Genomic DNA, 12,865 nt, shown 5'->3' on the forward strand with positions numbered 1-12,865 from the left:
TACCTTGTCCTTGCTCATCCGGAGTTTTGCCTGTGTCCTTTGCTTCCCGTTCGCGCTTTCACTTCTCCCTGGTTGCTGCTGCAGCCGCCACCGTTGCCTGCACCGCCGCCCTGGCGCAGGACGTGCAGGTCGTCAAGATCGCCCATGCGGGCCCGCTGTCGGGCGGCATTGCCCACATCGGCAAGGACACGGAAAACGGCGTGCGCCTGGCACTCGATGATTTGAATGCACAGAATCTGGTGATCGGTGGCAAGAAGATCAAGTTCGAGATCGCTGCCGAAGACGATGCGGGCGACCCGCGCCAGGCCACCGCCGTGGCGCAAAAGCTGTGCGACCAGAAGGTGGCCGGCGTGGTGGGCCACCTGCAGTCGGGCACCTCCATCCCCGCCGCTGCGGTGTACGACAAGTGCGGCGTGCCGCACATCACGGCCGCCGCCACCAACCCCGACCTGACCAAGCCCGGCTACAAGACCACCTACCGCCTGATCGCCAACGACAGCGCGCTGGGTGCGGCGCTGGCCATCTTCTCGGCCGACCACCTGAAGCTCAAGTCCGTGGCCATCATCGACGACCGCACGGCCTATGGCCAGGGCGTGGCCTCGGTCTTCAAGGCCACGGCGCAGCAAAAGGGCCTCAAGGTGGTGGGCGAGGAGTTCACCACCGACAAGGCCACGGACTTCATGGCCATCCTCACCGCCATCAAGAACAAGAAGCCCGACGCCATCTTCTACGGCGGCCTCGATGCCCAGGCCGGCCCCATGCTGCGCCAGATGGAACAACTGGGCCTGGGCAATGTGAAGTTCTTCGGCGGCGATGCGCTGTGTACCGAAAAGCTGCCCGAGCTGGCCGGCAAGACCCCCGCCCTCAAGAACGTGACCTGCGCCACGGGCGGCGCATCGGTGGCCAAGATGCAGGGCGGCGCCGACTGGAAGAAGCGCTACGACGCCAAGTTCCCCGGCCAGTTCCAGATCTACAGCCCCTACGCTTACGATGCGGCCATGGTGCTCGTCGATTCGATGAAGCGCGCCAACTCGGTGGACCCCAAGGTGTACATCCCCTTCATCGGCAAGACCGAATACAAGGGCGTGACCGCGAACATCGCGTTCACCGCCAAGGGTGAGCTGACCACGCCTGCCGTCACCCTATACACCTACAAGGACGGCAGCCGCGTAGCGCTGAACTGATCCTTCGGGATCAGGTGCTGGCCCGCCCGGCGCGCAATGCGCCCGGGCTGGTGCCATAGTGCTTGCGAAACAGCCGCGCCAGGCTGCTGGCATTGCCCAGGCCGACTTCGTCGGCAATGGCCGCGAGGCTGTGGTGCGAGTTGCTCACGCGCCAGTGGACGTGCTCCATGCGCATCTTTGTCCAGTGCTCGTGGGCGCTCATGCCCATCTGCTCGGTGAACAGCCGGTCCAGCTGCCGGCGGCCGATGCCGATGCGCGCTGCCAGGTCGGCCACGGTCAGGCCATCGGCCAGGGAACTGCGCATCAGCGCCACGGCGCGCGCCAGGTGGCGGGTGAGGTCGGGCCCGCCGCCGTCCATCGACTGCAGGTGGTGGCCCTGGTGGCGGGGTGCGTCCACCAGCATGTCGGCCAATCCCTTGAAGGCCCGCACCCGGCCGCAGTGGCGTGACAGCAGTTCCACCGCCATGTCGATGGCGGCCGTGCCGCCCGCGCAGGTGATGCGGTCGCGGTCAAAACAGTAGATCTGCTCGCTGGCCACCGCGATGCGCGGAAAGGCGTGGCGGAACTCGGCCACATGGCGCCAGTGCAGGGCCACGCGGTGGCCCCGGAGCAGGCCGGCCTCCGCCAGCAGAAAGCTGGCGTTGTCGATGGCCACCAGCGGCAGGCCCCGCGCCGCCGCCTTGCGCAGCACCGGGCCGTAGGCCTGCACGTACCCGCGCGAGGCCTGCACCGTGCGGCTGCCGAAGACCACCAGGTAGTCGAACTCCGCCAGGTCCGCGGCATCGGCCGTGGTGTCCATGTTGACCTGCACGCCGCTGCTGGAGAGCACGGGCGCGCCGTCGATGCCGAGCAGGGTCCAGGCGCAGTAGCGCTGGCGGCTGTGGTCCTCGTCGTCGGCCGAAAAGCGCAGCTTGTCGAGAAAGCCGCCAAAGGGCAGCAGGGCGAAGTCGGGCAGCGGCAGCAGCAACAGGCGCACGTCGGGGCGGGGCAGGGGGCTGGGGGCGCTCATTGGGGAGTCCATTTTGGTATCGATGGTAGCCAGATTCGATGCTGTATGGATGCCTGCGCCCCTCTAGACTGCAGGCCCTGTTCAAGAGATGGTGCTGCAATGGAATTGAAAATCTGGCTGGTCTATCTTCTCGCGGTCGTCGGCCTGTCGCTGACCCCCGGGCCCAACAGCCTGCTGGTGCTGGCCCATGGCGCCCTGCACGGGCGGGCCCGCACGCTGTGGACCATTGGCGGCGGGGCGGTGGGTTTTGTGGCGCTGATCGGCTTGTCCATGCTGGGCATTGGCGCGCTGCTGCAATCGTCGGCCCATGCGCTCACGGTGATGAAATGGGTGGGCGGCGCCTACCTGGTGTGGCTGGGCATCCAGCTGTGGCGCGCGCCGCCCATGCAGCTGGAGGCATTGCCGAATGCCCAGGGCGAGCGGGCAGTCACCGGTGGCAGGCTGTTTCGCCAGGGGCTGCTGGCCGCGATTTCCAACCCCAAGGTGCTGCTGTTCTATGGCGCCTTTTTGCCGCAGTTCATCGTGCCGGGGCGCGACCTGTGGATCCAGTTCGTGGTCATGGCGGGCACCTTTGCGCTGGTCGAGTGCCTGGTGGAGTTCGGCCTGGCGAGCCTGGCGCACCGCATCCGCCCGTGGCTGCAGCGCACGGGGCGCAAGTTCAACCGCTCCTGCGGTGCGCTGTTCGGGTTGATGGGTGCGGCGCTTCCCATGACGCACTGAGTGGTGCTTGCACCATCCCGGTTTACAGTGCGGGTTGCACAGCAAGACAAGCGGCTGACAAAACTCAGCGAAGCGGTTCTGGCTAGGCGCTGTGTCGCAGGCAGTACGGTAGTACGACAAGACGCAGCAACGACGCCAGAAGAGTTTTGTCAGTCGCGTATCGGGAGCACAGGCATGCGTGGATTGTTCGGTTTGGTGGGGCTGGTCGTGGTGCTGGCCATCGTGGGCATCGTCGCCAAGAAGCAGTTGTCGGCCACGCGCGCGCCTGCGGCGGCGCTGCAGCAGGCGCCCATCGCGGGCACCGGTGCATCGGCACCCGTCATCAACCCCACGGGCAATGTGCGTGAGCAGAGCCAGCAGGTGCAGCAACAGGTGCAGCAACAGCTCGATGAGATCGCCAAACAGCGCGCGCAAGTCCTGCGCGATATGGAGAAATGACCAACCCGTTCACCGACGAAGACGGCATGCGCCTGGCGCTGGCCGAGGCGCGCGCCGCTGCCGAGGCAGGCGAGGTGCCTGTGGGCGCCGTGGTCGTCAAGAATGGCCAGGTGATCGCCACGGGCCGCAATGCCCCTGTGCAGGCCAACGACCCCACGGCGCATGCCGAGATCGTGGCCTTGCGTGCCGCGGCGCAGCACCTGGGCAACTACCGGCTCGACGGTTGCACGCTCTATGTGACGCTGGAGCCCTGCGCCATGTGCAGCGGGGCGATGCTGCATGCGCGGCTGGACCGCGTGGTGTATGGCGCCACGGAGCCGAAGACGGGCGCCGCAGGCTCGGTGCTCGACCTGTTTGCCCACACCGCCATCAACCACCAGACGGGTGTGCAGGGCGGGGTGCTGGCCACCGAATGCAGCGCGCTGCTCACCGGCTTCTTCGGCGCGCGGCGCAGCCAGCAGCGGGCCGACGCGCTGGCACGCCACCCGCTGCGCGACGATGCGCTGCGCACGCCCGACGCGGCCTTTGCCAACCTGCCCGGCTACCCTTGGGCGCCCAACTATGTAAGCGACCTGCCCAGTCTGGCCGGCCTGCGCATGCACTACCTCGACGAAGGCCCGCAGGACGCGCCGCGCACCTGGCTGTGCCTGCATGGCAACCCGGCGTGGAGCTACCTGTACCGCCACATGCTGCCCGTGTGGCTGGCGGCGGGCGACCGCGTGGTGGCGCCCGACCTGATCGGTTTTGGCAAGAGCGACAAGCCCAAGAAGGAGGCTGCGCACCGCTTCGAGTGGCACCGGCAGGTGCTGCTGGAGCTGGTGGAGCGCCTCAACCTGCAGCGCACCGTGCTGGTGGTGCAGGACTGGGGCGGCATCCTGGGCCTGACCGTGCCCATGGACTGCCCGGAGCGTTTCGACGGCCTGCTGGTGATGAACACGCTGCTGGCCACCGGCGATGTGCCGCTGCCGCAGGGCTTTGTCGACTGGCGCGCGATGTGCCGTGACAAGCCTTTGTTCGGCGTAGGCCGGCTGCTCGCGCGCGGCAATCCGCAGCTCTCGCCGGCCGAATGCGCGGCCTACGATGCGCCGTTTCCCGACAAGGGCTACCGCGCTGCGCTGCGCGCCTTTCCCGAGCGCGTGCCCGCCGGGCCGCAGGACGAGGGCGCCGCACTCTCGCGCCAGGCCCGGGATTTCTGGTGCCAGCAATGGCAAGGCCAGAGCCTGATGGTGGTGGGCGCGCAGGACCCGGTGCTGGGCCCAGCGACCATGCAGGCACTGCGCAAGGACATCCGCAACTGCCCGGATCCCGTCGTGCTGCCGCAAGCCGGGCACTTCGTGCAGGAGCATGGCCGGGGCATCGCCGAGCAGGCTGTGGAATACTTCGCACCCTGACCGCACGCCAGCGCCGCTTTCTGCGGCCCGCCAGCGGCATTCCATTCCACGGAGCAGGCCCGCCGACCGGCGCCTGAACGCTTTGCACAACGATCACGACGACCACCACCATCACGACCACGCCGATTGCGACCATGACCATGGTCCCAAGCACATCTATGTCTACTCGCCGTCCAGTGCCGTGCGCGACAAGGCGGCCTTCAAGCGCGGCATTGCCCGCCTGAAGGCCCTGGGCCATGAGGTGGAGGTGGATGTGGACGCCCTGGCCAGCCACACGCGCTTTGCCGGCGACGACGCCACCCGTCTGGCCGCCATCCACCGCGCGGCCGCCAGCGGCGCGCATGTGGCGCTGATCTCGCGCGGGGGCTACGGGCTCTCGCGCATCCTGCCGGGCATCCGCTACAAGGCGGTGGCCAAGGCCATCGACAAGGGCATGAAGTTCGTCGGCCTGAGCGATTTCACGGCCTTCCAGAACGCGCTGCTGGCGCAGACCGGGGCCGTGAGCTGGGCCGGCCCGGCCCTGGGCGCCGACTTCGGCGTGGCCGGCGAGCCCGACGACATCATGGAGGCCTGCTTCGACGACCTGCTGACGGGCCACGGCGAAGGCACGGGCTGGCGCATGCACCGCGAGAAGCCCCATGCCACCACCGGCAAGCCGGCCGTGCCCGACATCTACGTCAAGAGCGCTCAGCTGTGGGGCGGCAACCTGGCGGTGCTGGCATCGCTGGTGGGCACGCCCTACCTGCCCAGCGTGAAGGGCGGCATTTTGTTTCTGGAAGACGTGAACGAGCACCCCTACCGCATCGAGCGGCTGCTCACGCAGTTGCTGCACGCCGGCGTGCTGGCGCAGCAAAAGGCCGTGGTGCTGGGCCAGTTCACCCAGTTCAAGCTGGTGCCGCACGACAAGGGCTACAAGCTGCAGTCGGTGGTGGACTGGCTGCGCAGCCAGATCAAGGCGCCGGTGCTCACCAACCTGCCGTTCGGTCATGTGGAGACCAAGGTGCTGTTGCCCGTGGGGGCTACGGTGTCACTGTCGGTGGAAGAGCGCGACGCGCTGATTTATTGGGGGCATCTGTAGGCCCTGCACAAAGGCGCCGCGCGCCGCAGGGGCTTGCCGCTCAGGATGCCGACGCGCGTGCCACCGGCGTACCCAGGGCGCGCGGCAGCAGGCCCTGGAACAGGAGTGTCACCTGGGCGATGACGTTTTTGGCAGATGGCTCGCCCTGCAGGGGCGCCAGGGTGCTCTGCAGGTCGGTGCGCAGGTACCACAGCGCTTCGATGTCCCCCGCGTAGCGCAGGCGGATGTTCATGCGCGCCACCTCGCAGCCGGAAAAGCCCGACAGGCTGCCGATCATGGCGCGGCGCACTTCTTCCAGTTGCTGGTCACGCACCCAGGCGGTCGACGCAGGCGCGTCACGGCCAATCAGGCCGTGCAGGCTGCTGCCGCGTACATAGGGTTTGTTCCAGCGCATGGAATGGTTTTCCACCATAAATAGGTACAAGGCTCAAGGTACGTGGCCGACTGCGCAAACGCAAGGGGGCCGCCCCCGGTTTTTGCAGAAAGCCAACAGGCCTCGATAGCTTTTTGCAAACAATTGCAAGTTCTCGATGCTTTTTTGCATCTAGTATGAAAGGATTAAGCAGGAGTCATGCCCGGTGCGTCGAGCGCTTGTTGCCAGGTGCCGGCAACTGCCTGCAAGGCGCCGCCGGCCTTGCGAAGGGGCGAAAAAAGGGCGCCGGGCGCCCACGCAGGGCGATCAGGCAGCACGCACCCCAAGGGGTCTGGCGCCCGCATGCCGCCGTGCCCGCCAGCCGGCAGGGCGCCATGCACGCTGCAGGCGCTTGAACTAAACTGGGTCACATGATGTTACCTGCGCCTGCGTGCCCATGACGGTTCTATCCACGGTGGTCTTTGCCGACATTTCCGGGAGTACGTCGCTCTACGAGACGCTGGGGAACGAGCGCGCCACCGAAGCGGTGACGCAGCTGACCCAGTGGATCGCCGACACCATCGAGGGCAATGCGGGTCGCGTCGTCAAGAAGCTGGGTGACGGCGTGCTGGGCATCTTTGGCGACGCCGCCGGTGCCGTGTCGGCCATGGCCGAGATGCAGCGCAGGCACCTGACCCGGGTGGACCGCTGGCCCCACCCCCTGCGCATGGACATCCGCGTGGGCGTGGCCAGCGGCGAGGTGGTGGATGTCGATGGCGATTGCTATGGCGACGCCGTGAACGTGGCCTCGCGCCTGTGCGAGCGGGCCGGCCCGTCCGAGATCTGGGCCACCGAAACCGCGGTGCTGCTGGCGGGTGCTGCGGCCTCGGTCTGGTACCGCAAGCTCGGGGTGATGGAAATCCGTGGCAAGGCCGAGCCCCTGATGCTCTACCAGGTGGAATGGCGCCAGGACGAGGAGCCCGACTCGCTCACCATGCAGGCGGCGCTGGTCAGCAACTTTTCGCCGGTGGATTCCATCCTGGGCCAGATCCAGTTCTCCTGGCACGGGGTGGACCTGTCGTTCAGCTCGTCCGATGCCCCGGTGCACATGGGCCGGGCCACCGAGATGCAGCTGCGCATCAACGACCCCCGGGTATCACGCCTGCACGCCCGCATCGACTGGCGCAACAGCGGCTTCGTGCTGACCGACATGAGCAGCTTCGGTACCTGGGTGCGCTTCGAGGGCAGCGATTCGCCCGTGCGCCTGCGCCGCGATGCCTGCATCCTGCACGGTACCGGGGAGATTGCGCTGGGCGTGTCGTTCAGCGAGCCCACCGCTCCCAAGATGCACTTCCAGGTCGTGGGCGGCAACGTGCATTTGGGCTGAGAGGCTGGCTTGCATTCCCCGGGTTTGCCTGGATTGATACGCCCTGGGTGCCTGCATACGTTCTGACACAATCGCCGGCACGAGAAAACCCGAGACAAGACAGGACGCAACAAGATGGCGTGGATCAAGAAAACGGCCGTGGGCCTGGTGGCTGCGGCCTTGCTGGTGGGGGCGGGGGCCGCCATCTATGTGCAGCGCACGTTTGCCGTGGTGGATGGCAAGATCACGGTCGCCGGCCTGGCAGGGCCCGTGAGCGTGCAGCGCGATGGCGCGGACGTGACGCACATCGGCGCGCAAAGCCCGCAGGACGCCTGGTTTGCCATGGGCTATGTGCATGCGCAGGAGCGCACCTGGCAGCTGGAATTCAACCGCCGCGTGATGCACGGCCAGCTCTCCGAAGTGTTTGGCGAAGCCACGCTGGAGACCGACAAGCTCATGCGCTCGCTGGACATCGTGGGCACTGCGCGCAAGCAGTACGCCGGCCTGCCCCTGTACGCCCGCGAGGCGCTGCAGGCCTACAGCCAGGGCATCCACGCTTTCCACAAGAACCGGCCGCAGGCCCTGCCGCCCGAGTTCCTGGTGCTGGGTGCCAAGCCCGGCGGTGGGGCGGGCGCCGTCTGGGAGCCCGAGGACAGCGTGGGCTGGGCGCTGATGATGGCGCTGGACCTGGGCGGCAACTGGGGCAATGAGTTCGCGCGCCTGTCGGTGGCGCGCACGCTCGACACCGACCGTCTCTGGCAGCTGATGCCCCCCTACCCGGGCGAGCCGCCTGCGGCGTCGGCCGACCTGGCGGCACTGTACCGGCAACTGGGCGTGTACCGCGGCGAAGCTGCTGCGGGTGCTGCGCCCAGTGCCGGCGTGGACCGTGGCGCAGCGCTGCAGGCCGCCAGCAGGCCCGGGGCGGCTGCGCCAGGGCAGGGCGGCGGCCCGGTGGCGCGCCAGATCAGCGCGGGCATGCTGGCCTGGGCCGACGAGCTCACGCGCAATGCCGGCACCAACGACGGCAAGGGCAGCAACAACTGGGTGCTGGCCGGCTCGCACACCGAAAGCGGCAAGCCGCTGCTGGCCAACGACCCCCACCTCTCCCTGAGTGCACCGGCCATCTGGTACTACGCCCGCCTGCAGGCGCCGGCCGGCAAGGCATCGGACGGCTCGCCGATTGCCGCCATCGACGCCCTGGGCGCCACCCTGCCGGGCCTGCCCTTCGTGGTGCTGGGCCGCACGGCCAGCGTGGCCTGGGGCTTCACCAACACCAGCCCCGACGTGCAGGACCTGTACCTGGAGCAGATCAACCCGGCCGACGCCACGCAGTACCGCACGCCCGAGGGCTGGGCGCCCTTCGCGGTGCGCAAGGAGGTCATCCGCGTCAAGGGCCAGCCCGATGTGGAGATCGCGCTGCGCAGCACGCGCCATGGCCCGGTGCTCAGCGACGCGCAGAAATCGCACGCCGATGTGCTCGACCTGAAAAAGTACGTGCTGGCGCTGCGCTGGACGGCATTGGAGGCCGACAACCAGACGGTGCTGGCCGGGCTGATGGTCAACCAGGCCACCTCGGTGGAGGACCTGTTCGCCGCCTTTGAGCACCACCATTCGCCCATGCAGAGCGTGGTGGCGGCCGATGTGAACGGGCGCATCCGCTTCCAGGCCATGGGCCGCGTGCCCGTGCGTGCGCCGGACAACGACATCCGCGGCGTGGCGCCGTCGCCCGGCTGGGAGGCTCGCTACGACTGGAAGGGCTGGCTGCCGCTGGACCAGACCCCGCAGGACGAGGGCGCCAAGGGCTGGATCGCCACGGCCAACCAGCGCGTCACGCCGCCTGGCTACCCGCACTACCTGACGCAGGACTGGGTGCTGCCCTACCGCTACGAGCGCATTGCCCAGTTGATCGAGGCACGCCCCAAGCACACCGCGGCCAGTCTGCAGGCCATCCAGCTCGACACCACTTCGCTGGCCACGCGGCACCTGCTGCCCCATCTGCAGCAGGCGCAGTCCGGCCACGCGCTGGCAGGCAAGGCGCAGGCCCTGCTCAAGGACTTCGATGGCGTGATGGACGCCGGGCGCGCTGCCCCGCTGGTGTTTGCGGCCTGGGCCGACGAGCTGGCACGCGGCGTGATCATTCCGCGCATTGGCGAGGCACGCTTTGCCGCCACCTACGGCAAGCGCGACTACCGCGCCGGCATCGAAGGCATTCTGCAGCGCAACGACACTTGGTGGTGCCAGCCCTCGACCTGCGCGGAACAGTCCGGCGCCGCACTGGGCCGTGCGCTCGATCGCCTGCAGGCGGCCTATGGTGCCGACCCGGCCGCATGGCGCTGGGGCGATGCGCACCCGGCGGTCAGCGGCCACCGGCCGTTTGGCAACGTGGCGGCGCTGGCGCGCTTCTTCGATGTGCGCGTGCCCTCGCACGGCGACGGGTACACCGTGAACGTGGGACAGTACAACGCGGGCGATGCCAAGGGACCGTTCATGAACCGCCACGCAGCATCGCTGCGCGCCATCTACGACCTGGCGGACCTGGAGCAGTCGACCTTCATCTACCAGACGGGCCAAAGCGGCCTGGTGTTCTCGCCGCGCTACCGCGATATGGCGACCGACTGGGCGGGGTCGGGCACCCGGCTGCTGCAGCGCGAGCCAGCGCGCTGGGTGCACAGCCTGACGCTTCGGCCCTGAAGAAGCAAAGGATGGACATGGGTTTCGTACCGTTGATCGAGGTGACCCGGGGCAATCTGGTCGAATGCCAGCACTGGGGCGCCGTGGCCGTGGCCAACCGCGAGGGCAAGCTGCTCGCCCAGGTGGGCGACCCGCAATCGGTGGTGTTCACGCGCTCCACCATCAAGGCCTTCCAGGCATTGCCGTTCATGCTCTCGGGTGGGGCCAAGGCCTTGGGGTGGGGCCCGGCCGATCTGGCGCTGCTGTGCGCCAGCCACAATGGCGAGCCCATGCACGTGGCCCAGGTCGAGCGCATGCTCGCCAGCGTCGGCAAGGATTACCACGCGCTGCGCTGCGGCTGCCACCGCCCGCTGTTTGCCGAGCTGGGGCTCGGATCCCTGCCGGCGGATTTCGTGCCCGATGAGCGCCACAACAACTGCAGCGGCAAGCATGCCGGCTTCGTGGCCTGGTGCGTGCAGCAGGGCCTGCCGCTCGACGACCACCTGGACCCCGGACACCCGCTGCAGGTGGCGGTACGCAGCCGCGTGGCCCAGGCCGTGGGCCTGGCGCCGGACGACCTGGCGGCCGGCACCGACGGCTGCTCGGCCCCCAACTACGCCATGCCTCTGGCTAACCTGGCGAGCGGCTATGCGCGCCTGGCCGGCGGCGCGCCGGACACCGATCTCGACGAAAGCCTCACGGCACTGGCCGACGCCATGGTGGCGCGGCCCGAGTTGGGCTCGGGCACGGGCCGGCACGACCTGGATTTCATGCGCGTTGGTGCTGGCGACTGGGTGTCGAAGACCGGCGCCGACGGCGTGCAGGTGGTGGGCAGCCGCAGCCGCGGCGAAGCCTTTGCGCTCAAGGTCATGGACGGCAGCATGTTGGCGCAGGTGGCGGCTTCCGTGGAAGTGATGGACCAGCTCGGCTGGCTCAGCGATGCGCAGCGCGCGGCGCTGGCACCCCGGCGCTCGGCGCGCATCATCAATGCGCGGGGGCTGGAGGTGGGCGGGCGCAGGCCCGTATTTAGCCTCGGTTCAGGACGGTAGCCGAGCCAGCGGGTAGGCCGCGTCCGCCGCCGGGAAGAAGGCGGCGAAGGGCTCCGAATCGGGCAGCACATAGACCACGCCCGCCTCGCGCCCGAGCCAGGGCGCAATGTTCCGGTTGTAGAACTGCGTGGGGGCATTTACGCAGCCGTGGCTGATGCGCCGTTCGGCCAGCACGGGGCTGGCCAGGCGCTGTACGCGCCGCTCGGCCGGGTTGCCGCGCACGCGGTGCAGGGAAACGGCCGACGGGTAGTCGATCCACACGATGTCATGGCCTTGCAGGTTGCTGCCGGGCTCGCTCACGAAGCGGCCGGCCGGCGTGGTGCGCTCATGCGGGCGTATCTGCGACAGCGGCCGCTGGCCGATGCCAGGCGCCGAGTGGTCGCCCAGGGCCGAGCCCAGCAGCACCGGCGCGCTGCCGGCATGGCCGCCGCCGGGGCCGAACACATGGATGGTGGCCGCAGGTTTGTCGATCACGGCAAAGGGCATGCCCTGGTGGTCGGCGGTGGCGGACACCCAGCGCACCAGCCGCTGCGCATCCACCGTGGCGCCGGAGCGGGCCCACGGATCGGCCGCCGCCCGCGCAGAGGGCGACCAGACGGCTGCAGGCAGGCAGGATGCGGCCCCCGCCGCCAGCATGGCGCGGCGCTGCAGGGCATGCGGCGTTCGCCCGGTCGAAACCGCCAAAAATTCACGGACCGGGGAGGGGATGTCGGGTGGCAAGCTCATGGTGCCCCCCAATCGTAGCGGTTTGTGCCAATAATGGCGCTACCCGCGACTTCCGCAAGGCCCCCGGGCCTGTGACCACCATGTTTGATCGCATTCGCCAGGCCCTTGCCGGTGCCCCGTCCGACGCCTCCGATGGCCTGTCCTCCAACCAGCCCGTGACCGGCCCGCAACTGGCGCGCTGGATTGCCGATCAGCACCTGAGCAGCGTGCCGCAGGCGGGGGCGGGCCATTTCGACGTGGGCGGCGAGATCCTGGGCCATCCCTGGCGGCTCGAGTGCGGTGCGTCCACGCGCGATTACATCCTGGGACTGGAGTTGCGCGGGCGTGCCGACGTCAAGGCCGACCCCGACGCCGCTGTGCTGGTGCTCAACCGCCCGCTGCGCGATGCCCTGGAGCGCCACGCCTACAACGCCATCACCGACAACTTGCAGACCAGTGTGGACGCGCGCATGCCCGAGGAGATGCGCTGGCTGTCCATGTTCGACGAGGTGTCCTGGCCCGAGCTGCCGGGCTCGTTCCGGCGCCATTTTGCCGTGGTGGCCGAGCGCATCGAGCATGCCGAGCACTGGATCCACGCGCACCTGGTGTCGGCGCTGCTCAATGCGGTGGAGGGCGAGCAGGGCGCGCTGCGCTCGGAAACCCCCATGGTGCTGATGCTCGCGCGCGGCCATGTCTACCTGCGCACCGAGCACACCCGGCGCACCCTGGCCGAGATTGCGCACGCGCGCACGGTGCTGGTGACGGCCGCCCAGGCCGCCGCGCAGAACCTGGCAGCACCGCCGCCGCAGGCGTGACCCTGGGGCCTGGCCCGGTTCTCCTATGATCTCGGGCCACTGGCGCATTGAGGCCGTGCGCCAGCGCCGAGCCTCTGCGCTGCGCGCA

Annotated in this window: 12 protein-coding genes; 9 read left to right on the plus strand and 3 right to left on the minus strand. The window is 68.7% G+C overall.

Features of this window, described 5'->3' with window-relative positions; all coding sequences use genetic code 11:
• The first annotated feature begins 68 nt into the window (after positions 1-68).
• Positions 69-1,184, plus strand: coding sequence for a branched-chain amino acid ABC transporter substrate-binding protein (locus U5N23_RS31395; RefSeq protein WP_322596631.1), 1,116 nt, complete (start codon positions 69-71; stop codon positions 1,182-1,184).
• Between the two features lie 10 nt (positions 1,185-1,194).
• Here the strand turns inward: U5N23_RS31395 and U5N23_RS31400 are convergent, their stop codons facing one another.
• Positions 1,195-2,193, minus strand: coding sequence for a GlxA family transcriptional regulator (locus U5N23_RS31400; RefSeq protein WP_322596576.1), 999 nt, complete (start codon positions 2,191-2,193; stop codon positions 1,195-1,197).
• 99 nt (positions 2,194-2,292) lie between these two features.
• Between U5N23_RS31400 and U5N23_RS31405 the strand changes: the two genes are divergently transcribed.
• The 4 genes from U5N23_RS31405 (at position 2,293) to U5N23_RS31420 (ending at position 5,820) form a co-directional block, all read left to right on the plus strand.
• Positions 2,293-2,913 (plus strand): LysE family translocator, encoded by a 621-nt coding sequence (locus U5N23_RS31405; protein ID WP_322596577.1) that lies wholly within the window; start codon positions 2,293-2,295, stop codon positions 2,911-2,913.
• 174 nt (positions 2,914-3,087) lie between these two features.
• Positions 3,088-3,351 (plus strand): hypothetical protein, encoded by a 264-nt coding sequence (locus U5N23_RS31410; protein WP_322596578.1) that lies wholly within the window; start codon positions 3,088-3,090, stop codon positions 3,349-3,351.
• Complete coding sequence (gene tadA, locus U5N23_RS31415; protein WP_322596579.1) at positions 3,348-4,742, plus strand: tRNA adenosine(34) deaminase TadA; 1,395 nt, start codon at positions 3,348-3,350, stop codon at positions 4,740-4,742. The genes U5N23_RS31410 and tadA overlap by 4 nt, the downstream gene beginning before the upstream one ends.
• Positions 4,696-5,820 carry an LD-carboxypeptidase gene (locus U5N23_RS31420; protein WP_322596580.1) on the plus strand — a complete coding sequence of 375 codons (1,125 nt, stop codon included), beginning with the start codon at positions 4,696-4,698 and terminating at the stop codon, positions 5,818-5,820. Before tadA ends, U5N23_RS31420 begins: the two co-directional genes overlap by 47 nt.
• A gap of 40 nt (positions 5,821-5,860) precedes the next feature.
• On the opposite strand, the gene U5N23_RS31425 is transcribed toward U5N23_RS31420, so the two are convergent.
• On the minus strand, positions 5,861-6,214 hold the full coding sequence (locus U5N23_RS31425) for a hypothetical protein (protein ID WP_322596581.1): 354 nt from the start codon (positions 6,212-6,214) through the stop codon (positions 5,861-5,863).
• A gap of 415 nt (positions 6,215-6,629) precedes the next feature.
• On the opposite strand from U5N23_RS31425, the gene U5N23_RS31430 reads away from it, so the two are divergent.
• The 3 genes from U5N23_RS31430 (at position 6,630) to U5N23_RS31440 (ending at position 11,257) form a co-directional block, all read left to right on the plus strand.
• Positions 6,630-7,559, plus strand: coding sequence for an adenylate/guanylate cyclase domain-containing protein (locus U5N23_RS31430; RefSeq protein ID WP_322596582.1), 930 nt, complete (start codon positions 6,630-6,632; stop codon positions 7,557-7,559).
• A gap of 114 nt (positions 7,560-7,673) precedes the next feature.
• A complete protein-coding gene (locus U5N23_RS31435) occupies positions 7,674-10,229 on the plus strand; it encodes a penicillin acylase family protein (RefSeq protein WP_322596583.1) in 2,556 nt (851 codons plus the stop codon).
• Positions 10,230-10,246: 17 nt separating this feature from the next.
• On the plus strand, positions 10,247-11,257 hold the full coding sequence (locus U5N23_RS31440) for an asparaginase (RefSeq protein ID WP_322596584.1): 1,011 nt from the start codon (positions 10,247-10,249) through the stop codon (positions 11,255-11,257).
• On the opposite strand, the gene U5N23_RS31445 is transcribed toward U5N23_RS31440, so the two are convergent.
• On the minus strand, positions 11,246-11,983 hold the full coding sequence (locus U5N23_RS31445; RefSeq protein WP_322596585.1) for a hypothetical protein: 738 nt from the start codon (positions 11,981-11,983) through the stop codon (positions 11,246-11,248). The genes U5N23_RS31440 and U5N23_RS31445 overlap by 12 nt on opposite strands.
• An 80-nt stretch (positions 11,984-12,063) precedes the next feature.
• Between U5N23_RS31445 and U5N23_RS31450 the strand changes: the two genes are divergently transcribed.
• Positions 12,064-12,777 carry a hypothetical protein gene (locus U5N23_RS31450; RefSeq protein WP_322596586.1) on the plus strand — a complete coding sequence of 238 codons (714 nt, stop codon included), beginning with the start codon at positions 12,064-12,066 and terminating at the stop codon, positions 12,775-12,777.
• Positions 12,778-12,865: the final 88 nt, after the last annotated feature.

This window comes from Acidovorax sp. (genome assembly GCF_034519795.1).
GTDB lineage: Bacteria > Pseudomonadota > Gammaproteobacteria > Burkholderiales > Burkholderiaceae_C > Acidovorax.

Bases quoted from the DNA above. Each gene is read 5' to 3' on its own strand.
- U5N23_RS31445 (WP_322596585.1), bottom strand. From the start codon at position 11,983: ATGAGCTTGCCACCCGACATCCCCTCCCCGGTCCGTGAATTTTTGGCG.
- U5N23_RS31420 (WP_322596580.1), top strand. From the start codon at position 4,696: ATGGCCGGGGCATCGCCGAGCAGGCTGTGGAATACTTCGCACCCTGAC.
- U5N23_RS31425 (WP_322596581.1), bottom strand. From the start codon at position 6,214: ATGCGCTGGAACAAACCCTATGTACGCGGCAGCAGCCTGCACGGCCTG.
- U5N23_RS31440 (WP_322596584.1), top strand. From the start codon at position 10,247: ATGGGTTTCGTACCGTTGATCGAGGTGACCCGGGGCAATCTGGTCGAA.
- tadA (WP_322596579.1), top strand. From the start codon at position 3,348: ATGACCAACCCGTTCACCGACGAAGACGGCATGCGCCTGGCGCTGGCC.
- U5N23_RS31400 (WP_322596576.1), bottom strand. From the start codon at position 2,193: ATGAGCGCCCCCAGCCCCCTGCCCCGCCCCGACGTGCGCCTGTTGCTG.
- U5N23_RS31430 (WP_322596582.1), top strand. From the start codon at position 6,630: ATGACGGTTCTATCCACGGTGGTCTTTGCCGACATTTCCGGGAGTACG.
- U5N23_RS31410 (WP_322596578.1), top strand. From the start codon at position 3,088: ATGCGTGGATTGTTCGGTTTGGTGGGGCTGGTCGTGGTGCTGGCCATC.
- U5N23_RS31435 (WP_322596583.1), top strand. From the start codon at position 7,674: ATGGCGTGGATCAAGAAAACGGCCGTGGGCCTGGTGGCTGCGGCCTTG.
- U5N23_RS31450 (WP_322596586.1), top strand. From the start codon at position 12,064: ATGTTTGATCGCATTCGCCAGGCCCTTGCCGGTGCCCCGTCCGACGCC.
- U5N23_RS31405 (WP_322596577.1), top strand. From the start codon at position 2,293: ATGGAATTGAAAATCTGGCTGGTCTATCTTCTCGCGGTCGTCGGCCTG.